This is a genomic window from Acidithiobacillus sp. (assembly GCF_023229925.1).
GTDB lineage: Bacteria > Pseudomonadota > Gammaproteobacteria > Acidithiobacillales > Acidithiobacillaceae > Acidithiobacillus.
Window position 1 is genome coordinate 275,123 of the sequence record NZ_JALNYM010000001.1, and the last position, 20,813, is coordinate 295,935.

Annotated in this window: 22 protein-coding genes; all 22 read left to right on the plus strand. The window is 58.7% G+C overall.

The window, feature by feature from the left end:
* Positions 1–95: 95 nt before the first annotated feature.
* The 22 genes from M0P56_RS01440 (at position 96) to flhB (ending at position 20,810) form a co-directional block, all read left to right on the plus strand.
* Entirely contained in the window at positions 96–1,682 is a 1,587-nt protein-coding gene (locus M0P56_RS01440; RefSeq protein WP_291508273.1) for a flagellin, read from the plus strand.
* A gap of 70 nt (positions 1,683–1,752) precedes the next feature.
* Entirely contained in the window at positions 1,753–2,160 is a 408-nt protein-coding gene (locus tag M0P56_RS01445; protein ID WP_291508274.1) for a hypothetical protein, read from the plus strand.
* A gap of 30 nt (positions 2,161–2,190) precedes the next feature.
* Positions 2,191–4,131: a flagellar filament capping protein FliD gene (gene fliD / locus M0P56_RS01450; RefSeq protein ID WP_291508275.1), complete on the plus strand. Its 1,941-nt coding sequence runs from the start codon at positions 2,191–2,193 to the stop codon at positions 4,129–4,131.
* 18 nt (positions 4,132–4,149) lie between these two features.
* Positions 4,150–4,527: a flagellar export chaperone FliS gene (gene fliS, locus M0P56_RS01455; RefSeq protein ID WP_291508276.1), complete on the plus strand. Its 378-nt coding sequence runs from the start codon at positions 4,150–4,152 to the stop codon at positions 4,525–4,527.
* A gap of 30 nt (positions 4,528–4,557) precedes the next feature.
* Positions 4,558–5,121, plus strand: coding sequence for a PilZ domain-containing protein (locus M0P56_RS01460; protein ID WP_291508277.1), 564 nt, complete (start codon positions 4,558–4,560; stop codon positions 5,119–5,121).
* 11 nt (positions 5,122–5,132) lie between these two features.
* Positions 5,133–6,203, plus strand: a complete 1,071-nt coding sequence (locus M0P56_RS01465) for a sigma-54-dependent Fis family transcriptional regulator (protein WP_291508278.1) — start codon at positions 5,133–5,135, stop codon at positions 6,201–6,203.
* Positions 6,203–7,408: an ATP-binding protein gene (locus tag M0P56_RS01470; RefSeq protein WP_291508279.1), complete on the plus strand. Its 1,206-nt coding sequence runs from the start codon at positions 6,203–6,205 to the stop codon at positions 7,406–7,408. The genes M0P56_RS01465 and M0P56_RS01470 overlap by 1 nt, the downstream gene beginning before the upstream one ends.
* Positions 7,405–8,787, plus strand: coding sequence for a sigma-54 dependent transcriptional regulator (locus tag M0P56_RS01475; protein ID WP_291508280.1), 1,383 nt, complete (start codon positions 7,405–7,407; stop codon positions 8,785–8,787). The genes M0P56_RS01470 and M0P56_RS01475 overlap by 4 nt, the downstream gene beginning before the upstream one ends.
* A 55-nt stretch (positions 8,788–8,842) precedes the next feature.
* Positions 8,843–9,166: a flagellar hook-basal body complex protein FliE gene (fliE, locus tag M0P56_RS01480; RefSeq protein WP_291508281.1), complete on the plus strand. Its 324-nt coding sequence runs from the start codon at positions 8,843–8,845 to the stop codon at positions 9,164–9,166.
* A gap of 33 nt (positions 9,167–9,199) precedes the next feature.
* Positions 9,200–10,918, plus strand: coding sequence for a flagellar basal-body MS-ring/collar protein FliF (gene fliF, locus M0P56_RS01485; RefSeq protein WP_291508282.1), 1,719 nt, complete (start codon positions 9,200–9,202; stop codon positions 10,916–10,918).
* Entirely contained in the window at positions 10,896–11,906 is a 1,011-nt protein-coding gene (fliG, locus tag M0P56_RS01490; protein WP_291508283.1) for a flagellar motor switch protein FliG, read from the plus strand. Before fliF ends, fliG begins: the two co-directional genes overlap by 23 nt.
* Before the next feature lie 16 nt (positions 11,907–11,922).
* Entirely contained in the window at positions 11,923–12,651 is a 729-nt protein-coding gene (locus M0P56_RS01495; RefSeq protein WP_291508284.1) for a flagellar assembly protein FliH, read from the plus strand.
* Complete coding sequence (locus M0P56_RS01500; RefSeq protein WP_291508285.1) at positions 12,648–14,033, plus strand: FliI/YscN family ATPase; 1,386 nt, start codon at positions 12,648–12,650, stop codon at positions 14,031–14,033. Before M0P56_RS01495 ends, M0P56_RS01500 begins: the two co-directional genes overlap by 4 nt.
* Before the next feature lie 5 nt (positions 14,034–14,038).
* Positions 14,039–14,497: a flagellar export protein FliJ gene (gene fliJ, locus M0P56_RS01505; RefSeq protein ID WP_291508286.1), complete on the plus strand. Its 459-nt coding sequence runs from the start codon at positions 14,039–14,041 to the stop codon at positions 14,495–14,497.
* Positions 14,498–14,530: 33 nt separating this feature from the next.
* On the plus strand, positions 14,531–15,766 hold the full coding sequence (locus tag M0P56_RS01510; RefSeq protein ID WP_291508287.1) for a flagellar hook-length control protein FliK: 1,236 nt from the start codon (positions 14,531–14,533) through the stop codon (positions 15,764–15,766).
* A 38-nt stretch (positions 15,767–15,804) separates the two neighbouring features.
* The gene (gene fliM, locus M0P56_RS01515) at positions 15,805–16,818 is read left to right on the plus strand and encodes a flagellar motor switch protein FliM (protein WP_291508288.1); all 1,014 of its coding nucleotides are present in this window, start codon (positions 15,805–15,807) and stop codon (positions 16,816–16,818) included.
* Positions 16,819–16,821: 3 nt separating this feature from the next.
* The gene (fliN, locus tag M0P56_RS12365; RefSeq protein WP_366109894.1) at positions 16,822–17,319 is read left to right on the plus strand and encodes a flagellar motor switch protein FliN; all 498 of its coding nucleotides are present in this window, start codon (positions 16,822–16,824) and stop codon (positions 17,317–17,319) included.
* Positions 17,316–17,876, plus strand: coding sequence for a flagellar biosynthetic protein FliO (fliO, locus tag M0P56_RS01525; protein ID WP_291508289.1), 561 nt, complete (start codon positions 17,316–17,318; stop codon positions 17,874–17,876). The genes fliN and fliO overlap by 4 nt, the downstream gene beginning before the upstream one ends.
* Positions 17,792–18,586 (plus strand): flagellar type III secretion system pore protein FliP, encoded by a 795-nt coding sequence (gene fliP / locus M0P56_RS01530; RefSeq protein WP_291508290.1) that lies wholly within the window; start codon positions 17,792–17,794, stop codon positions 18,584–18,586. The genes fliO and fliP overlap by 85 nt, the downstream gene beginning before the upstream one ends.
* Positions 18,587–18,595: 9 nt before the next feature.
* Positions 18,596–18,868 carry a flagellar biosynthesis protein FliQ gene (gene fliQ, locus M0P56_RS01535; protein ID WP_163053815.1) on the plus strand — a complete coding sequence of 91 codons (273 nt, stop codon included), beginning with the start codon at positions 18,596–18,598 and terminating at the stop codon, positions 18,866–18,868.
* Positions 18,865–19,656 carry a flagellar biosynthetic protein FliR gene (fliR, locus tag M0P56_RS01540; protein ID WP_291508291.1) on the plus strand — a complete coding sequence of 264 codons (792 nt, stop codon included), beginning with the start codon at positions 18,865–18,867 and terminating at the stop codon, positions 19,654–19,656. The genes fliQ and fliR overlap by 4 nt, the downstream gene beginning before the upstream one ends.
* 26 nt (positions 19,657–19,682) lie before the next feature.
* Positions 19,683–20,810, plus strand: coding sequence for a flagellar biosynthesis protein FlhB (gene flhB, locus M0P56_RS01545; RefSeq protein ID WP_291508292.1), 1,128 nt, complete (start codon positions 19,683–19,685; stop codon positions 20,808–20,810).
* Positions 20,811–20,813 lie beyond the last annotated feature (3 nt).

Genomic DNA, 20,813 nt, shown 5'->3' on the forward strand with positions numbered 1-20,813 from the left:
AAGTTTTTATGCCATGTGCCGTTATGAATGACATGTGGGATTCACCCGCATGAACGGCAAGGATGCCACCTAATCCCTAAGAAAGGAGCATTACCATGGCAATTTCAGGAATTATCAATACCAATACCGCAGCCTTGAACACGATCAATGCCTTGAATGGTACCCAAGGCAGTTTGAACACCTATCTGCAGCAACTCTCCACCGGTAAGAGCATCAACAACCCCGCCGACAACCCCGCCGGCTACGCTATCGCCCAGCGTTTTCAGACGCAGATCAATGGTCTGAATCAGGCGGTGTCCAATGGTAATCAGGGCGTCTCCCTGGTGCAGACGGCCACCGGTGCCATTCAGAACCAGACGAGCCTCCTGCAGCAAATCCGTACCACGGCGGTGCAGGCCGCGAACGGTTCTAATACCACTCAGGACCGTGCCGCTCTGCAGGGCGTGGTCAGTCAGTTGCTGGCCCAGGTCCAGACCATTGCGACGCAGACCCAATTTAATGGGCAGAATATTTTGGATGGCACTTTTTCTGGTTCGACTTTTCAGGTCGGGGCGAATGCCAACCAGATCATCAATGTGTCGGTCGGCAACACGCAAACCAATGCGATGGGGAATTACACGACGGCAACGTCTGGTGCTGTTTACGCTAGTGAGGGTTCTTTCCAGACGGGTGGGTACGCGGTCGGAGGTGCCTTTACCTTGAGTGCGAGTGGGGTCGGTAACTTTGCCAGTGGGACGGGTACCAGCGGCATCGATGTGCAGGGCTCAGCCGGAAATGCCTACGTCGGAGTGAGTTCCACCACGGAGTCGGCGGCGAATTTGGCCTCTGCGGTGAACGCGGTCTCTTCACAGACGGGAGTGTCGGCACAGGCGACCACGAGCGTTGCATTCACGGCGAGTTCCGGTACGTATACCTTCACCCTGAGTAATGGTAGCAGTGGCAGCCCCACCAATGCGGTAAATATTTCCGCATCGGTGACCAACGGCTCTAATGGCCAGGCGAATTTGAGTTCGCTGGTTACGGCCATCAATAATCAAGCAGCGATCACGGGTACCTCTGCCACTACCCAGACGGTAAATGGAACACAGGAGTTGGTGCTTACCAACGCCAATGGTAACAACATCAACATCTCCGCGGGTGTGACAGCGGGCGGAGCCTTGTCTGGGGCGGGCTTGACTTCGGGTTCCACGGGCAGTTTGCAGGCGGTGAGCGGCAGCAGCACTATATCTAATGTTGGCAAGGCGATCACCAGCGGCTCGGCCAATGTCCTGATCCAGGGTGCGGTGCAGTTTAACTCCTCCAGTTCCTACGCCATCGGGAATGGTGGGAATATTGGATTCGACACCGCAGCTACGGGAATCACCAATTCGTCGGTTGCCTCGGTCAATGTCAGTACGGCGGCTGGAGCGCAGCAAGCTATCAGCATCATGGACCAGGCGATCAACTATCTGAATCAGCAAAACGGTGCTCTCGGTGCCACCCAAAACCGGATTCAGGCCTCGGTCGCCAACGATCAGACCACGGCGACCAATCTGCAGTCGGCGCAGTCGGTGGTGCAGGATGCGAATATCGCGCAGGCGACGTCGCAGATGACCAAGTACCAGATTCTGCAACAGGCCGGTATTTCTACCCTGGCGCAGGAAAACTCTTTGCAGCAGAGCTTTCTCAAGCTCATACCGTAAAAGTTAAAGGGCTTGGTGATTTTCCTCCCGGCAAACGCCGGGAGGGGTTTTCGCCCGGCGGAGGTGTCTCATGGATGCAACGCATATCCGTAATGGTCATGCACCTAATCCGCAGACTGCGTCTGGAAACGGCGCTGCGATTGCTGCGGGAGAATCGCAAAAAAACGTGGGGTTGACCGCCGTGGGTAGGCCACCAAAAGGTCAGGCATCCACCACATCGATCCCGAAAATCACGTCAGAACAGTTGAATGCCGCGGTTAAAAAACTGCAACAAAACATACCGAAAAGTTCTTCGATCACCTTGGAAGCGGGTCTTGATCCGAATGGTAATCACCCCGGTCAGGTGTTGATCATGCTCAGTGATAAGGCGACCAAGCAAATATTTTTTAAATACTATGTGCCCGTGCAGCAAATATTAAAGAGCGCAGCAACGGGGGGCACCATACCACCGGGCAGTTTGATGAGTGAAAAGGCCTGAGCGAATTAACGCAGGCAAGGAGCAACGATCATGTCAGTGTCATTGTCGGGTCTGGTCAGTGGAATTAACGTCCAGCAGCTGATCAGCAACCTCAGCGCGGCGTATCAGCAACCGATCATGGTGCTGGAGGGTCAGCAGCAATCCTATCAGACGACGCTGAGCGCCTGGGGCACGTTGCGGAGCAGTTTGTCCAGTCTGCAGTCTTCCATGAGCAGTTTGCAAAACCTGGGCAGTACCAATAACCGTAGTGTCAGCCTTTCCAATAATAATGTCGCAACAGCCTCGGTGAGCGCCAATGCCGCCACGGGCAGTTATAGCCTCAGCAATATAGTGCTGGCGCAGTCACAGAGCATCTATTCCCAGGATTTCAGCAGTGCCAGCAGCGCTGCGGTGGGTACCGGGACCCTGCGGATACAGGTGGGCAGTGGGGCGATAACGAATGTGGCCATCGGCTCCAGCAATAATACGCTGGACGGTATCGCGAGCGCTATCAACACGGCCAATACCGGCGTCAACGCGGCGGTGGTCTATGATGGCACCGGCTATCGACTGACCCTCACCGGGACCGGCACCGGAGCCAGCAGCGCCTTCAGTGTCACCACCAGCGGGGCGACGGGCAGCTTGGCGAATCTCAGTTACGGTTCCAGTAGTTCGGGCAGTTCGGGTATGACCCTCAGCCAGGCGGCACAGAATGCCGGGGTGAGCATCAACGGGCTGGCGGTGACCAGCGCCAGCAATACCATCTCCGGCGCCATTCCGGGGGTTTCCCTGAATCTGCTGCAGGCCAGTGGTTCAACCACGCTGCAGGTCAGCGCCAGCAATTCCGCTTTCGTCGGCGCGGTACAAAGTTTCACCACCGCCTTCAACCAGACCATGGGCACCATCAATCAGCTGACGGCGTACAACGTGCAAGCCGGTTCCGGCGGGCCGCTGCTCGGCGATGCCTCGGTGCAGGGCTTGCGCACCCAGCTACTGAACCTGATCTCCGGGCAGGGGGTCGGAGTGGCTTCCGGCAGCGCTTATAACTCCCTGGGGAGCGTCGGGCTCGGTCTGACCAGCAGCGGTACCATCAGCCTCAACACCAGCACCCTCAGCACCGCGCTCAACAGCGATTTCAACGGTGTCGCCGGGCTATTCGGGCAGGTCGGCAGCACCAGCAATGCCAACGTGCAGTATGTCGGCGCTGGCAGCAGTACGCAGGCGGGCACCTACGCCCTCAACGTCAGTCAGGTGGCGACCCAAGCTACGGTGTCAGGTAGCGCGGCAGTACCGACGAGCGGTATCGCCCAGAGTGAGAGCCTGACCATCAGCTCCGGCTCCAGTTCGGTGGTGGTGTCGCTGGCTTCCGGAAGCAGCCTCGCCACTATCGTCAACACCATCAATGACACGTTGCAGCAATCCGGGGTCACCGGACTCACCGCCAGCAACCAGAATGGCTATCTGCAGATTCAGTCCAACACCTACGGCAGTGCGCAGATTTTCAGCGTGGTTTCCAACGTGGCGGCGGGGGCCAGCGGGACGGGTATCGGTACCAGCAGTCTGGCGGCCTCCGGGACGGATGTGGCAGGTACGGTCAATGCCGAGACCACCAGTGGCGTCGGTCAGAATCTGACGGTGACCGGCCCCGGAAACGCCTTGGGGCTGCAGCTGCAGGTGAGGGGATCGACGACCGGCAATCTGGGTACGGTGACCGTGAGCCAGGGCCTCTATCAGCAGATGAACAGCCTGCTCACCCAAGCGCTCAACAGCCAAAACGGTTTTGTGGCGGCGGCGCAGAACGGCATCGCCTCCTCCATCAATGGTCTCAGCGCGCAAATCACGACGCTGCAACAATCGGCATCGAACCAGACTTCCCTGCTGACCCAGCAATTTGCCGCGATGCAGTCGCAGCTTTCACAGTTGCAGTCCATTGGTCAGTATCTCAATGCCTTTTACTCCACCGGTTCGAGCTCTAGTTCTACCAGTGGTTAATTCGAGGAGAATCACGTCATGAGTGTAGCAACAGCGGCTATGCAGGCCTATCGGCAGGTGGGAAATCAGGGCTTGTCCAGCGACCGGCTGGTCCTGCTCGGCCTGGACGGTGTTCTCGAATACCTGCGGCGGGCGCGGCTGGCTATTGAGCAGGGTAACCTGGCGACCAAGGCGCAATCCATGGACAAGGCCTATCAGCTCACCGCTCACCTGCTGGCCAGCATCGATTTCGAGAATGGCGGCGAAATTGCGCAGAACCTCGACAGTCTTTACCGTTTCCTGTTAAATCAGCTGGCACAAGCCAATATTTTTGATGATCTGCAGGCGCTGGATGCCTGCCGTCCGGTGGTGGAGGATTTGCGCGACGCTTGGCGAGGATTGCTGGAGCGCGCCTGACGCATGGTCCTTCCCGCCGCGGGAGGGATAATGACCGAACATGCTGTAGTGCTGCAGGGCCATTTGCCCCTGGCCCTGGGCGAATGGCCCCACGATGCGGGCACCCGTAATACCCTGATGGCAGACAATCTCGCCTTGTTACGCGCGTTGCTGGTCATGGATGAGCACATCGTCACCAATGATGAGGAGGGCCATGAAGGACTCAGCAATCTGGAGACGAAGGTCGACCTTTTGTTGTTGCTGGTCAGCGCAGGCGTCCAGGGGCTGGGGCCGACGCCGCCGAGCTACTTTTGCATCCTGGGCTCCGAGGACCTCTACTGGGATTGTCCCGATCCTGCCCTGTTTGTGGGTGCACAGAATGAAACCTGCATAGCGCTTTTTTTGCGTCCGCGCATTGCCATGCCCTTGCTGCTTCCCGGTTCTATGCAACCTCTGTCCGGTCCTTCCGGCGGCGCTTCAGGTGCAAGCACCCGCTGTCATCTGCACTTTCATCTGGATAGCCGTGTGCAAGAATCACTGGATCGGCTAATATTCCGTCATCATCGGCGTGCGGTAGCGCGCCGTAAGGATCAGCACCATCCACCAGATGTATGACAGGCCACTTCATGTGCAGTGAAAAAATACAAAATGTCATCCCCGAAACAGACCGGCGTAGTCTGTCTCGGCAGAGTTGCGGCTTGATTGGCAACAGCCCGGTGTTGCGGCGTATCACCGCCATGCTGGGAAAGGTGGCGCACACCGACAGTACGGTCCTGATCCTCGGTGAATCGGGGACTGGTAAAGAAGTCATCGCGCAGTGTCTGCATCGGCACTCGGCGCGGTGCGATGGGCCTTTTGTGGCGATTAACTGTGGTGCCATCCCCGAGGAGTTGATGGAAAGTGAGCTCTTCGGCCATGAGAAGGGCGCTTTTACGGGGGCGTTGGCGACCCGTAAGGGACGCTTTGAATTGGCCCAAGGTGGCACCCTTTTTCTGGATGAGATCGGCGAGATGAGTCCGCAGATGCAGGTGAAGTTGCTGCGGGTCCTGCAAGAACGGCGGTTCGAGCGGGTGGGTGGTACGCAGAGCTTTCCGGCCAACGTACGGGTACTAGCGGCGACCCACCGTAATCTGGAAGAACGAATTCGCGATGGTTCTTTTCGGGAAGATCTCTACTATCGGCTCAATGTATTCCCGGTTGAAATACCACCATTGCGCGATCGCTGCGGTGATGTTCGCCTGTTATTTCATCATTTTTTGCAGCGTCTGGAAGAATGCGGCTATAGTCCCGTAATGCTGTCAGAGTGCAGCATGGCTGCGCTCGATGCCTATCCCTGGCCGGGTAACGTACGCGAATTGCAGAATCTCGCGGAGCGACTGACGATTCTGCATGGCGGAGAACGGCTAGATGTTGCTGATCTGCCTCCGCGCTTTCGTGCTTCGGTGACAGAAAGTGCGGAGGCAGAGCGGCAAAGTCTTGCCGCCATCTGGTCCGAGCCCGTGACCTTTTTGCCTGATGGACCCTTTGATCTCAAACAGCATCTGGAGGGTATCGAAAAAGACCTGCTGCTCCAGGCTATGGCTGCCTCCGATCAGGTGGTGGCGCATGCCGCCCTGCGTCTCGGGCTGCGTCGCACCACATTGGTGGAGAAGCTCAAGAAATATGCCTTGGCCAATCCGCGGGAGTGTAGTAGCTGATGGTGCCTGGCGATAAGCAGATCCCGGATGCCGCGAGCCTTATGGAAGCCTTCTCGCTCTTTAATCAGGCGTCCAGAGATTTAACGGAAGCTTACGGCACCCTCCAGATGGAAGTGCAGCGCCTGGGTGCGGAACTGGCCGAGGTGAATACCCGCCTGCGTCAGGAACTGGAGGCGAAAGAGCGCATGCGCGAACGTCTGGCCATGCTTCTGGAGTTGTTGCCGGGTGCGGTGTTGGTGGTGGACCATGCATCCGTCATTATGGAAATGAACCCCGAGGCGCGACGGATTCTCGGAGCGGATCTGCGTGGCGCCGATTGGCGTGAGGTACAGACGCTGCATCGGCAGTCAGGCCCCAATGAATGGATCCTGCAGGGGGAAGGGGAGGCGGGGTTGCGCGTGACGGTGGCCGTCAATGCGTTACCAGGGGATGGCGGACAGATCATCCTGCTGCAGGATGTGACGGTGGCACGGGCACAGGAGGAGGCGGCGCAACGCCGCGAACGCCTCGCGGCGATGGGGGAGACCATGGCTGGTCTGGCGCATCAACTGCGTACCCCGCTGGCCACCACGCTCCTGTCGGTGTCGCAATTATCCTATGACCGTGGCGAGGCGCGTTTTCACAAGCAGCAGCAGCGCGCCCTCGAGCGTCTGCAGCATCTGGAGGCCACTACTGATGCCATGCTGCGTTTCTTGCGCGGCACCGAACAGGAAGAGGGCGCTGTGGCGGTGGTGGAGATTCTGGAAGGTTTACAGCAGGAGTTCGAGCTGCTCTTCCGTCAAAAAAATGTCATTTTGCAAATGCCGCAAGTATCACCTGACTGGTTTTTGACGGGAAGTCAGGCTGCCTGGGTAAGTGTACTGGCCAATCTGCTGCATAACGCGTTGTTCTACAGCCCCCCGGCAAGCACGGTGCTGCTCAGCTTGCAGTTGCTCGGGGAGGGGGATTTGATCCTGGCTATTGCCGACGCAGGTCCAGGTATTGCAGAGGCCGACTGGGAGAAAGTGTTTACCCCTTTTTATACCAGCCGTAGCGATGGCACCGGCCTTGGTCTGGCCATCACCCGCAATTTTGTGGTGGCCATGGGGGGGGCGGTGGGGATTGAGGCTGCCGCGAGCGGGGGAGCATGCTTTATGTTGCGCCTGCCGCTTTGGCAGCCGCCGCAACCGTTGCCCAGTGGGGCGATGACGCAGGAGAAAGCATGATGGGCCGTTACCGACCCCAGATATTACTGGTAGAAGACGATGATCACCTTGCCGAAGCCCTCCAGGAGGGTTTGGAGGATCATGATTATCGGGTGCAGCGCGCAGGGGACGGCACGGCAGCCCTGGCAGCCCTGGCAGCGACGTCCTTTGACCTGGTTCTGAGTGACGTCCAGATGCGCCCTATGGATGGCTATGTCCTGCTCAAAGCTCTGGAGGGCCGTCTCGAAAGCCCGCCGGTACTGATGATGACGGCTTGGGGCACCATCGCCGAGGCGGTACGGGCGTTACAGAACGGAGCCGTGGATTATCTCGTCAAACCTTTTACGATGGACGTGCTGTTGGAAAAAATCTGCCGCCATGCCCACCGGGCGCGTCAGGTGGAAGGTGGTCCCATTGCGGAATCCGCCGCGATGCAGTCCACGCTGGAGATGGCACGGCGGGTAGCGGTAACCGATGCGACGGTCCTGCTGACGGGCGAGAGCGGGGTCGGCAAGGAAGTGCTTGCCCGCTATCTGCACCGGCAGAGCAAGCGTCAAGAGGGGCCTTTTATTGCGGTGAATTGCGCGGCGATACCCGATACGCTATTGGAGGCGACGCTGTTTGGTCACGAAAAAGGGGCTTTTACCGGCGCCAGTCAGGCCAGTGCCGGGAAGTTTGAACAGGCCCAAGGGGGCACGCTGCTCCTGGATGAGGTCACGGAAATGCCCCTGGCGTTGCAGGCCAAGCTGCTGCGGGTGCTGCAAGAGCGGGAGATGGAACGGGTGGGCGGCAAGCAGACCATTGCGCTGAATATCCGGGTGATCGCGACCAGTAATCGCGATCTCCAGGCGGCCGTGGCCGCCGGGCACTTTCGTGCGGATCTGTATTACCGGCTACAGGTGTTTCCCATAGGGATTCCACCCTTACGGGAGCGGCAGGCAGATATCCTGCCCTTGGCAGAGCATCTTTTGGCACAACACTGCCAGCAGATGGGTTTGCCGCCGAAGAGACTGGACGCTGCCGCCAGCCGTACGCTCTGGGCTTATCCTTGGCCGGGCAATGTCCGTGAGCTGGAGAATGCGTTGCAACGCGCGGCCATACTGGCCATGACAGAAGAAATCCAGGCGCCAGACCTGGGAATCGCCGTCGCGGACGGCGTTGCGGATCGCCCCCTTCCCGACCTGGAGGGACTATCCTGCGAAAAAGCGCCGGGGGCCGTAATGGATGCATGTTTACCGCTGGACGATCTGCGCGCCCACCACGAACGGGAGGCCATCGTCCTGGCGCTAGCCCAAAGTCAGGGTTCGCGGACGCTGGCGGCGCAGTTTCTGGGGATCAGTCCGCGTACTTTGCGACACAAGTTGCAGCGCTTTCGTGAGGCCGGGTATGCGTTGGGCTAGAAGTGGTGCAGATTTTGCTTATTAAAACGCAACAACGGATAGAGCAGGTGTAGCCATGAGCAGTGTAGATTCCCTGGATTCCCTTTTAACGCAATTGCGAGCCCTTGCCGATCAGGCGCAGGGGATGAAGGCACCAGCTCCGTCCACCGGCAGTGAAGGTGATTTTGCCAATACCCTGAAAGGCATGGTGAACTCTGTGAACGAACTGCAGGCCAAATCCAGCGCGTTGCAAGCGCAATTTTCCAGTGGGGATCAGTCGGTGAGCCTCAGCCAGGTGATGGTGGCCTCGCAAAAAGCGGGTCTTTCTTTTCAGACGATGCTTCAGGTGCGCAATAAACTGGTATCTGCATACCAGGATATCATGAATATTCAGGCCTGATCGGTGCGATTCATGGCGACCAAGGACTGATGCATGGCCACTGAAGCGGCAAGACCTATCACGCTCTCCGGCGGTGCTGCGGAAGCTCAGCGGCGCTGGCAGGAAATGACGCCCAATCGCCGTTTTACGGTATTGGCGGTTCTCGCCGCCGTGCTGGCCGTGCTGATCGTTGCCTTCGTATGGAGTGGTAAACCGCCATACAAAGTGCTCTATACCAATCTTTCGAATCGGGATGGCGGTCAGGTCATTGCCGAACTGCAAAAGCTCAATATTCCCTATCGGATCAGTGACGGTGGTGGAGTCATCTCGGTGCCGGGAGGTCAGGTTTACGGGACCCGGATGAAGCTCGCGGCGGCGGGGCTGCCTAAAGGAGCCGGGGTTGGCTTTGAACTGCTTGACCAGGAACCCATGGGTACCAGTGAGTTTGTCGAGCACATCAATTATCAACGGGCGCTGGAAGGTTCTCTGGAGCGGACGATAGCTTCCCTTTCAGCGGTAGAACACGCCAAGGTGCATCTCGCTATCCCCAAGCCTTCGGTGTTTCTCAGTGAACAGGAGAATCCCACGGCATCAGTGATGCTGGAAGTCTATCCGGGGCGGGTGTTGAGCGCGGCGCAGGTGGCGGGAGTGGTGCATCTGGTGGCGGCCAGCGTGCCCGGTTTGCGGGACAAGAACGTTACCGTGGTCGATCAGCACGGTGACTTGCTGAGTTCTCACGCCAATGCCGACAGCGGTCTGCAGCCGTCGCAACTAGCCTATCAGCGCGAGGTAGACCAGCAATACCAAAAACGCATTCAGGAAATGCTGACGCCCATAGTGGGTCACAATGGGGTGCGGGTCGCCGTTTCCGCTGATATTGATTTTGCCAAGAGTGAAAGCAGCTCGGTGCGTTACGGCAAGGGACAGATACTGAGCGAACAGACGCATGTCAGCAGCGGTACGGGTGGTACCGGACCCTACGGCGTGCCGGGCGCGCTTTCCAATCAACCGCCAGGGGTGGCCATCGCGCCTCTGGTGGCGCCGGTGGTTTCGGCGATGTCGCCGGCCGCGCTGATTGCGGTCGCCCCCACCCTCAAGATGCTGGCGCCCACAGAGAGTAGCAACGATAGCACCACGAATTACGATGTCGATAAGACCATCGTGCATACCGTGCAACCGGTGGGCCGTGTCAAGCGCCTGTCGGTTGCGGTGCTGGTCGATGACCGGGTTACGGAAAGTGGCCTGGGTGCCATCCACGCCAAACCCTTGACGGCGGCGCAACTGGCACAGGTACAGCAACTGGTGGAAGACGCCATCGGCTACAATGCGCAGCGCGGCGATACGGTGAAAGTAGTCAACATGCCCTTCACTACGCAGTCGGCGGCGACTGCCCTGCCGTGGTGGCAGCAACCCTGGTTCCTTACGCTGATGAACAGTGGCTTGCGTTATCTGGTGCTATTGATTCTTGCCCTCCTGCTTTATGTCGGGGTAGTCAGGCCATTGCTGCGCCGTCGCATGCGGCAGGAACCGGTAATGAACACCGAAGACGGCGCCGGTGAAGCCATTTCAGCAGAGGATAAAGGTTCGGCGACAGCAGGGGTCGGCGTGCCCGCAGCCACCCCTGCCGGAGCGGGTCATGGACCGGTGGCGCTGCCAGAAAATCCGCTGGAAACCGATCTCTATGTCGCCCGCCAGCTGGTCATGCAAGACCCGGCGCGCGCCGCGCAGGTAGTGAAGGAATGGTTAGCCAATGACCGTGAATCGGGATCTTAACGGCATTGATCGCAGCGCGATTCTCCTGCTGAGCCTGGGGGAGGACGAGGCTGCGGAGGTGATGCGTCATTTGGGGCCGCGCGAGGTCCAGAAGTTGGGTGCCGCGATGGCGCGTATGTCCCATGTTTCTACCGATCAGGCGCAGACGGTGTTGTCGGATTTTCGCTCACGTCTGGAACGTCAGACTTCCCTGGGTGTCGGGAGTGACCAATATATTCGGGGGATGCTGAATAAGGCTTTGGGCGCGGATAAGGCGAGCACCCTCATTGATCGTATTCTCCATGGCGGTGATTCCAGTGGGTTAGAGAATCTCAAATGGATGGATGCCCGTTCCATCGCCGATTTGATCAAGCTGGAGCATCCGCAAGTGCTGGCCATGATCCTCGCCTACATGGAGCCTGAACAGGCGGGTGAGGTGCTTCATCATCTGCCCGAGCGGCTGGTTAGCGAAGCCATGATGCGGTTGGCCAGCCTGGAGACGGTGCAACCCGCAGCGATACGGGAGTTGAATGATATCTTGGAAGAGCAGTTATCGGGAGAGACGCAAAGCCTGCAGGTGGCCAGTCTCGGTGGCCCAAAAGCTGCAGCCGAAGTGCTCAATCGTCTGGAAACCAGCCTCTCCGGTAGCATTCTCGAGAAGATGCGGGAAAATGATAGTGAACTGGCGGAAAAGGTGCAGGAGAAGATGTTTGTCTTTGATGACCTGATCAAGCTGGATGACCGCAGTCTGCAGGTGTTGCTGCGGGAGATCCCTTCCGATGGATTTGTCACCGCGTTGAAGGGTGCCAGTCCCGGGCTGCGCGAAAAATTCTTCACGAATATGTCAAAACGTGCTGCAGAGATGATGCGCGATGATCTGGAGGCCAAGGGGCCGGTGCGGGTCAGCGAGGTGGAAACCGCGCAGAAGGCCATCCTGCAGATTGCCACCCGTTTAGACGCGGCCGGGCAGATTAACCTGGGCAACGGCAGCAGTGAGGCCATGGTTTGAGGGTTGGAGAGCGCCTATGAAATTGCCCCAGGAAGTGATTTCTCGTGACACGATTGGCGAGCTGCAACGCTGGCAGTTGCCGGATATGTCTGTTGTCGCGGTGCGAGCCCAGCCGACGGAGGCGCCGGGGGAATCCATTTCCGCGCAATCCGTAGTCTTGCCGACGGCGGATGAATTGCAAGCCATTTATGGGCAGGCCGAGCGGGAAGGGCGGAAACAGGGGCATCAGCAAGGTTACGCGGCGGGGTATGCCGAAGGCATGGCCGCTGCGGCCCAGGATCGACAGGCTTTGCAGCAGATTTTTCATGATTTCAGTGCGCCGTTACGGGCGCTGGATGCGAGTGTTGAACAGTCACTGTTGGCGCTGGCCATGGAAATTGCCCGACAGGTGATTCGCCACGAGCTGGTGCTGCGGCCAGAGTCGCTGTTGCCGTTGCTCCGGGAGGCATTGCGCGCGGTGCCAGTACGGAGCGCGCAGCCGAGTATCCGCCTGCATCCCGATGATCTGGCATTAGTGGAACGTTTGATGCCGGATCTGACGGAGCAAGGTGTGGTGTTGCAGGCCGATGCTGAACTGGAACGGGGCGGCGTATTAGTGGCCGCCAGCCTGGATGCCGAGGTGGTGCGCCCCGACCGCCGCTGGCAGGGACGTGAATTCGATCATTCGGCTACGCAACTGGATCTTCGTCTGGAGACGCGCTGGCGGGAAACCCTGGATCAGCTGTTCGGCGAGATTTCCACATGACCGGTATATTTGCCGACCGCCAACAACATTGGGGCGAATATCTGCAGAGTATACAGTCGCGTATGCAACGGCAGCCGCCCGCATTATTGCCCAGCGGGCGGCTGGTGCGCATGGTGGGTCTGGTTTTGGAGGCAGAAGGTTTTGATGCGAGTATCGGAACGCGCTGCCGGGTGGCCGCAGCGCATCAGCGCGGTATCGACGCCGAGGTGGTCGGTTTTCAGGCCGGACGTCTACAACTCATGGCGGCGGGAGATTTGCACGGAGTGGCGCCTGGTGCACGGGTGCAACCTTTGGCGGGAGAGGCTCAGGCAGGGGTAAGCCCGCAGATGTTGGGTCGGATTATGGACGGGCAAGGTCAGGTACTGGATGGTGGTGGGCCCATTCTTGGTCAGGAACGCGTCCCTTTGCTGGGAACAGCCATCAATCCCATGCGGCGCGCGCCGGTGCGGGCGCCCCTCGACGTAGGGGTGCGCAGCATCAATGCGTTGTTTACCATCGGTCGCGGCGCGCGCATGGGTCTGTTTGCCGGTAGTGGCGTGGGTAAGAGCGTCCTCCTGGGGATGATGGCGCGCAATACGGATGCGGATGTCATTGTTGTCGGATTGATTGGTGAGCGTGGCCGCGAGGTCAAGGAGTTCATTGAGGATATTCTCGGTGAGTCCGGTCTGCGCCGTGCCGTGGTGGTGGCGGCACCTGCCGATGTGCCAGCGCTGACCCGCATTCGCGGTGCGCACCTGGCAACCGCCATCGCCGAATATTATCGGAGTCAGGGCCAGCATGTGTTGCTGCTGATGGATTCATTGACCCGTTATGCAATGGCGCAGCGCGAAATCGCCCTGGCCGTGGGCGAGCCGCCAGCCGTACGGGGTTACCCGCCTTCGGTATTCGCGCGCTTGCCCGCATTGGTGGAGCGCGCGGGCAATGGTCCCGAGGGGGGCGGCAGCATTACGGCTTTTTATACCGTGCTTATGGAAGGCGATGACCAGCAGGACCCCATTGCCGATAGCGCGCGGGCCGTGCTCGACGGACATCTGGTATTGTCCCGCAGCCTCGCTGAGCAAGGGCAGTATCCAGCTATCGATCTGGAAGCCTCTATCAGCCGGGTGATGCCGAATATTGTGCCGCCACTTCAGTTGAGTCGCTTGCATTTGCTCAAACGCCTCTATAGTCGCTATCGCGACCAGCAGGATCTCATCGCGGTCGGTGCATATACGCCTGGCATGGAGCCGCTACTTGACCAGGCGGTGCGCGCCCATCCCGGAATTCTCGCCTTTCTGCGTCAGGATCAGCGGGAATCCGTATCGCTGGCCACAAGCCAGGCGCAACTGGCAGAAATTATGACGCATTACATGGACGATCACGCGGGCGTTATGCCCGCTTAACTATTATGAGCCGCCAAGATACCATCCTCTACCTCCGTGAAGACGCTGATAACCGGCAAAAGGAGCTGGCCCAGACACTGGGTCGGCAGCGTGCGCTACTGCATGAAATACAGAATAAGCTACAGTTGCTGGAAAATTATCTGGCGCAGTATCGCGAGCAGGCGGTCGCCGCGGAGCAGGCTGGTATCCTCAGCGCGCAAGCGATGGAGATGCGCCGTTTCATCGCACAGCTTGAACAGGTGCTTCATTTGCAGCGAGAAAATCTCCAGCACCAACAGCAGCAGGTGTGTTGGCTGCAGGGCGAATGGGTGGCGGCCCGGGGCCGGGGAAAAGGATTGGCCACCCTCGCGCAGCGTCTGGAAAATGAGCAGCGCGACCAGGCGTTGCGCAAAATGCAGAAAGAGCTGGATGAATGGGCCATGCGCTCCTCCACGCTGCGGATCGGGCGTGTTTTTTGCTTATGATGCTGCAAATATCTTTCTGAGGAGGTGCTGGCCATGGCTGCAGAAATCACGAGCGCAACCGTCAGCCCCATAACGACGCCTGCGTCGACAGGTGCTCCGGCTTCGGCACAGACCCCAGGAGGCACCGGACCGGTGCCTGCTTTCGCCCAAGTGATGGCGGGGCAACGGGCGGTGGCGCCGGCGAGCGCCCAGGGTAAGGTGGGTACGCCTGAAAAAAGCGCGGGAAAAGGATCAGACGCGCCACAAAAAGTCTCGTCGCACGCGCTTCGCCAGCAGGTGGGGGAAAGCAGTGGCAAAACTTTGCCGGTGGCGCTGGCTACCAAGGCGACGTCGACGGTTCCCGCTCCAGCGACAACCAGCGCCACTGCGGTGCCGCCCAAAAAGGTTGCTGATAAAACCCATGCGGCCAAAAACACGGCTGTTGCTCCCCTGCCGACAGCCATGTTTTTTTCGCCGACACTTCCCTTGGCAGCCACCGCCGCGTTCCCCCATTACCAAGACGTATCCGGGAAACCGACACCTTTAGGGGGTGCCGACGAGTCCGGTCATAATGTGGTGGCGACGCTGTCCCAAAAAGGTGCGAGCCATGCAGCCGGAGCATTGGAGACAATCCATGTTCAGAATCTGCAGGGCAAAGAGGCAGGTACGCAAGCGCCGCGTCCCGCGCTGGCTCGGGATGTTGGCGTGGTTACCGCGGCCAGCCCTTCGGCAGCCGCGTTGGCGACGGTCTCCACCAAGCGTTCGGAAGGGACTAATGGTGCCAGTCAACCCGGCGCCAATCTGCCGAATATGACGGTGTTAAGCGGGGTTGCGCCGACCGCAGGCCCTGCCCAGGCGGTGGCTGTCGTGGCGCCCCCGGTGGATAGCCATCCGCAATGGGGTCAGGCGTTGGGGCAGCAGGTGCAATTTTTGCTCGGCCAGGGGATACAGCAGGCTACCCTGCATCTCAACCCGCCGCACCTGGGTCCGCTGGAGGTGCATCTGGATCTTCAACAAAATGGTCAGACCAATGCCTTTTTCATCTCACCACATCCGGAAGTGCGAGGCGCCATTGCCACGGCCATGCCGCAACTGCAGGAGAGTTTTGCTGCGGCCGGGATGAGCCTGGGGCAGGCGGGTGTAGGGACGGATGGCGGCGGGCGGCCCTTTGCGCGCAACAAATCGGCGTCTGTCTCCGGTATTATCGCGGTTAGAGAGGGGACAGGTGGCGTTGCCGCACTTCCGATATCGGTCCGTGCCCGGTTGGGATTGGTGAATACCTTTGCATGATTCTTGCAAAGCAGTACCGCTAACGATACGGTGACCGCATGGCACAGGATATTCTTTCTCAGGATGAAGTAGACGCCCTCTTCAAAGGGATGGCAGGTGGTGATGTTGATACCGAGACTGATGCAGCGCCCGATCCGGGTGGTGTGCGGCCTTATGATCTCGCCAACCAGGATCGTATCGTGCGCGGACGTATGCCTACCCTGGAGGTGGTCAACGAGCGTTTTGCTCGTCTATGGCGGGTCAGTCTGTTCAACTTTTTGCGGCGCACGGCAGAAATCTCCGTCGGTCAGGTGCGGCTGATCAAATATAGTGAGTTTATCCGCAGTCTGGTGGTGCCCAGTAATATCAATATGGTACAGATCAAGCCTCTGCGCGGGACCGGGTTGTTCGTCTTTGATCCCCGCCTGATTTTTGCGGTGGTGGACAACTATTTTGGTGGTGATGGCCGTTTTCATGCGCGTATTGAGGGCCGAGACTTCACCCCGTTGGAGCAGCGCATTATCACGCGGCTTCTGGATATGGCATTTAAAGACTTTAAGTCGGCCTGGGCGCCGGTGGCGGCCCTGAACCCGGAGTTGATGCGCTCGGAAGTAAACCCGCAGTTCGTCAATATCGCGACGCCGACAGAAGTAGTGATCACCACCACGTTCACCGTAGAGCTGGAGTCGGGGACGGGCACTCTCCATGTCTGCCTTCCTTATGGCATGGTCGAACCGGTACGTGATCAACTCACGGCAGGCACGACGGCGGATCGTTCTGAGGTGGACCGCCGCTGGGTGCAGTCTCTGCAGGATGAAATGCAGGAGGCCGAACTGGAACTGGAAGCGCAGTTCGTACAAACGCGCCTGACTCTGCGGCAATTGCTGGCGCTACGCGATGGCGACGTGATTCCCATTGAAATGCCAGAAACGATTGTCGCGCGAATCGATGGCATTCCGGTGCTTTCCGGGCGTTATGGAATGTCTAATGGCAAATATGCCGTTCAGGTGACGGAGCATCTCTGTCCGGAAATCGCAGCAGGGCAAGCCGCCATGGCGGCATTGGAGAGTTGAACCATGGCTGAAGAGCAAATACCGGTTGGCGCGGAATCTGCGGCAGATGCGGCAGATAACGGTGCGGCCGATGATATTATGGCGGACTGGGCAGCGGCTATGGCGGAGCAGGGCGGGGCCAGCCCCGATACGGACGCATCTGCTGAACCGGACAAAGAGCTGAATGCTCCACTGAAGCAGGCCCCTGAGGCAACTCCCGCTCCTATTCCCGAGTTGCACGCTGCCAGCAGCGGTACGCAGGCGCAGAATCTGGATATGATTCTCGATATTCCGGTGACGCTGTCGGTAGAGCTCGGACGTACCAAGATTCAAATTCGGAATCTCCTGCAGTTGGCGCAGGGTTCGGTGGTCGAGTTGGAACGCCTCGCTGGCGAGCCGATGGATGTGCTCGTGAATGGTTATCTTATCGCGCAGGGTGAAGTCGTGCTGGTGAATGACAAGTTTGGCATTCGTCTCACCGACATCGTCAGCCCGGCGGAACGGGCCAAGAAACTCCGTTGAAAAAAAATCCCAGTTCCGACTTCAGCGTCAAAATTGCTGCCCTGCGAGCGTCAAGAATCCGACTGGCAGGCATGGTCTTCGCCTTGTGGAGCCCGTCGGTTTGGGCGGATACCTCCGTCGGTATGGGGGCGCACAGCGCTTTTTCGTGGTCCGCTATTCTCCAGCTATTTTCTGCCCTGGTGCTGGTCCTCCTGATATTTTTCGGGGTGGTGTGGCTTCTCAAGCGCCTGCAACCCGGTCTGGTCGGTGGGCAGGTCGGTGGTATGCGGGTGGTGTCGTCACTCTCCCTCGGAACGCGGGAACGCCTTTTGCTAGTACAAGTGGGAGAGCAGCTGTTGCTTCTCGGTGTGACTCCGGCAGGGATTACCCTGCTGCATACCCTGGAGACAGCGCTGCCAGACACCACCAGCAACGCGCCGGCCACTTTTGCCGGTTGGTTGCGCACCGCGATGGAGAGGCGCAAGCAAGGGCCATGGAACCAGCACATAGAGACCCCCACCAGGGACCCGACCGAACCCCCGGCCCGTTCCGGACCAGGATCGCCACCTTTGGTCTAATTGCTCTCAGTATTCCGGGAGTAGCCATCGCCGGCGGCCTTCCCGCTTTTACCACAGGTCCCGCAGCAGGCGGCGGCACCGAGTACAGCCTTAGTATTCAGGCGCTCATCTTCATGACGGCACTGGTCTTTTTGCCCGCCATGTTGCTGATGATGACAGCATTCACCCGGATCATCATCGTCCTCTCCCTGCTGAAGCAGGCTCTGGGTTCGACCCAAATGCCGCCCAGCCAGATCATCGTCGGCTTATCGCTCTTTCTTACCTTTTTTGTGATGGCGCCGGTGTTTCAGAAGCTCAACACGGAAGTACTGCAGCCCTTCACTCAAAACCAGATCAACATCACCCAGGCCATGTCGCGTGCCGAGGGGCCGTTGCGCACCTTCATGCTTTCGCAGACGCGACCTGATGATCTCGCCCTTTTCGTCAAGCTCTCCGGACACCCGCAATTGCAGGCCCCGGCGGATACGCCCATGACGCTACTGATCCCGGCCTTCGTTACTTCGGAGCTGAAAACCGGGTTTCAGATCGGCTTTCTGATCTTCATACCCTTCGTAATCATCGATCTGGTGGTGGCTGCCGTTCTGATGTCTATGGGCATGATGATGCTGTCGCCGGTGACAGTGTCTTTTCCCTTCAAACTCATGCTCTTCGTCCTGGTCAACGGCTGGGATCTGGTCATCGGTTCGCTGGTACAGAGCTTTGTCCATTGAGGTGAGGGAATGACTCCAGAGAGTATCGTCACGGTCGGTCAGCAAGCGGTGTGGACGACCCTTTTATTGTCGGCCCCCTTGCTGGGGATTGCGTTGGTTGTCGGTCTGCTGGTGAGTGTCTTTCAAGCGGCCACCCAGCTCAACGAAATGACACTCAGCTTTGTGCCCAAGATTCTGGCGATGGCCTTGGTGCTGGTGATTGCCGGTCCGTGGATGCTGCATCTGATCATGGACTTCACCATCCACCTGTTCCATGACATTCCGCATCTGATCAACCAATGATTCACTTTACCACACTGCAACTGGAGCACTGGATCGGCCTGGTCTTGTGGCCCTTTATTCGTATCCTCGCGCTGTTGTCCACGGCGCCGGTATTTAGCGCCACCCAGGTACCGATTCAGGTGCGGGTAGGGCTGGCGCTGCTGATCAGCGTGGCTATCGCCCCCGCTCTGCCCGCGATGCCTGCCGTACATTTTATGTCGGGAGCGGGTTTCGTGCTGCTCATCCAGCAAATCCTCATAGGCAGCGCGCTAGGCTTCGCGGTGACGGTGGTTTTTAGTGTGGTGCAGTTTGCAGGATCGGTCATCAGTCTACAGATGGGGCTGGGATTCAGCAGTTTTTTTGACCCGGTCACGGGCGTGCAGGTCCCTACCCTTTCTAATTTTCTTAACCTGCTTGTCTTACTTCTGTTCATGGCAATGAATGGTCAGTTGCTGGTGTTGGCGACGCTTATGCGCAGTTTTACCTTGCTGCCGGTGACGGCGACGCTCAGCCTCAATCCCTCGGCCTGGCATTTGCTCGTGGAGGAGGGGGATATCATCTTCTCGTTGGGTTTGGCTATTTCTGCGCCGATTTTAGGCACGCTGGTACTCGTAAATATTGCTTTAGGCGTGCTGGGCAAGTCTGCGCCCCAGCTCAATATTTTTGTGATCGGTTTTCCGGTGCTCCTGGCGCTGGGTATCCTCGCGCTGTATGTGTTTATGCCGGCCATGACCATGATTGTTCAGCATCTGCTCAATCTATCCATGGAAACCGCAGGGCAAGCGATGCTCTCGGCGGCGCGGCCATGACTCTTTCGCCCAGGATATAAGACGGCATGGCCGAAGAAAATGCCCAGGAACGTACCGAAGCGGCGACACCCAAGCGCCGCGACGACGCACGCAAGAAGGGCCAGGTCGCGCGTTCCAGAGAATTGTCCACCAGCGCCTTGCTGATGGTCTCGGCGAGCGTGTTTTTTGGGTTCGCCGACAATATTTATCAAAGCATCGCCGGATTTCTCTACACCGGCCTGCATCTCTCGTCCGCCGTCATGACCGATCCTCAAGACCTCCTCCGCCATTTTGCAACGATGTGTGAAACGGCGGCGGAGCTGGTGGTGCCCTTTTTTATCATGCTGCTGATGGCCGTGATTGCTGCCGGATTGGTGGTGGGTGGCTGGGTCTTTAGTACCCAGTCGCTGGTACCGGACTTCTCGCGTATGGACCCCATCAGTGGTCTGCAAAAAATGGTTTCCAAGCATGGTGCACTGGAGTTGGTGAAGGCGATCCTGAAGGCTGTGGTGGTGGGCGGTATCGGTATGACGTTGCTCTGGGCCCAGCGCAACGCCCTCTTCGGTCTGGTTCGGGAATCGCCGGAACAAGCCATGCTACATTTGATGCACATGAGTGGCTTGGTTTTTCTCGTGCTTGCGGCGTCTACCCTGCTGATTGTGCTCTTTGATGTGCCATTCCAGATATGGACCATCAACGTAAAGCTGAAGATGTCGCGCCAAGATCAGAAAGATGAAATGAAAGAGATGGACGGCAATCCCGAAATCAAGGCCAAGGTACGCGCCATGCAACGGGAGATGGCGCGTCGGCGGATGATGGCGGCGGTGCCCAAGGCCGATGTCATTGTCACCAACCCGACCCATTATGCGGTGGCGCTGCGTTATGCCGAAGGAGAAACACGGGCACCCGTCCTGCTGGCCAAGGGCGCTGATCTGGTGGCCGCCAGTATCCGTGAGCTCGCGGCAGAACATTACATACCGGTGGTGGAAGCGCCACCCCTGGCGCGGGCGCTCTATCATCATGTGGAGTTGGATCAGGAAATTCCCGTCACTCTCTATAGGGCCGTAGCGGAACTCCTCGCCTATCTATACCAACTCCGGTTGGCGACTCCGCAGCAGCAACCACAAGTGCCCGCGCACTGGTCAGTGCCCCCGGAAATGGATGAAAAAGGATAAACT

Excerpts from the sequence above, each read along its gene's own strand:
- M0P56_RS01440 (WP_291508273.1), top strand. The coding sequence starts at position 96 with ATGGCAATTTCAGGAATTATCAATACCAATACCGCAGCCTTGAACACG.
- M0P56_RS01445 (WP_291508274.1), top strand. The coding sequence starts at position 1,753 with ATGGATGCAACGCATATCCGTAATGGTCATGCACCTAATCCGCAGACT.
- fliD (WP_291508275.1), top strand. The coding sequence starts at position 2,191 with ATGTCAGTGTCATTGTCGGGTCTGGTCAGTGGAATTAACGTCCAGCAG.
- fliS (WP_291508276.1), top strand. The coding sequence starts at position 4,150 with ATGAGTGTAGCAACAGCGGCTATGCAGGCCTATCGGCAGGTGGGAAAT.
- M0P56_RS01460 (WP_291508277.1), top strand. The coding sequence starts at position 4,558 with ATGACCGAACATGCTGTAGTGCTGCAGGGCCATTTGCCCCTGGCCCTG.
- M0P56_RS01465 (WP_291508278.1), top strand. The coding sequence starts at position 5,133 with ATGTGCAGTGAAAAAATACAAAATGTCATCCCCGAAACAGACCGGCGT.
- M0P56_RS01470 (WP_291508279.1), top strand. The coding sequence starts at position 6,203 with ATGGTGCCTGGCGATAAGCAGATCCCGGATGCCGCGAGCCTTATGGAA.
- M0P56_RS01475 (WP_291508280.1), top strand. The coding sequence starts at position 7,405 with ATGATGGGCCGTTACCGACCCCAGATATTACTGGTAGAAGACGATGAT.
- fliE (WP_291508281.1), top strand. The coding sequence starts at position 8,843 with ATGAGCAGTGTAGATTCCCTGGATTCCCTTTTAACGCAATTGCGAGCC.
- fliF (WP_291508282.1), top strand. The coding sequence starts at position 9,200 with ATGGCCACTGAAGCGGCAAGACCTATCACGCTCTCCGGCGGTGCTGCG.
- fliG (WP_291508283.1), top strand. The coding sequence starts at position 10,896 with ATGACCGTGAATCGGGATCTTAACGGCATTGATCGCAGCGCGATTCTC.
- M0P56_RS01495 (WP_291508284.1), top strand. The coding sequence starts at position 11,923 with ATGAAATTGCCCCAGGAAGTGATTTCTCGTGACACGATTGGCGAGCTG.
- M0P56_RS01500 (WP_291508285.1), top strand. The coding sequence starts at position 12,648 with ATGACCGGTATATTTGCCGACCGCCAACAACATTGGGGCGAATATCTG.
- fliJ (WP_291508286.1), top strand. The coding sequence starts at position 14,039 with ATGAGCCGCCAAGATACCATCCTCTACCTCCGTGAAGACGCTGATAAC.
- M0P56_RS01510 (WP_291508287.1), top strand. The coding sequence starts at position 14,531 with ATGGCTGCAGAAATCACGAGCGCAACCGTCAGCCCCATAACGACGCCT.
- fliM (WP_291508288.1), top strand. The coding sequence starts at position 15,805 with ATGGCACAGGATATTCTTTCTCAGGATGAAGTAGACGCCCTCTTCAAA.
- fliN (WP_366109894.1), top strand. The coding sequence starts at position 16,822 with ATGGCTGAAGAGCAAATACCGGTTGGCGCGGAATCTGCGGCAGATGCG.
- fliP (WP_291508290.1), top strand. The coding sequence starts at position 17,792 with ATGGAACCAGCACATAGAGACCCCCACCAGGGACCCGACCGAACCCCC.
- fliQ (WP_163053815.1), top strand. The coding sequence starts at position 18,596 with ATGACTCCAGAGAGTATCGTCACGGTCGGTCAGCAAGCGGTGTGGACG.
- fliR (WP_291508291.1), top strand. The coding sequence starts at position 18,865 with ATGATTCACTTTACCACACTGCAACTGGAGCACTGGATCGGCCTGGTC.
- flhB (WP_291508292.1), top strand. The coding sequence starts at position 19,683 with ATGGCCGAAGAAAATGCCCAGGAACGTACCGAAGCGGCGACACCCAAG.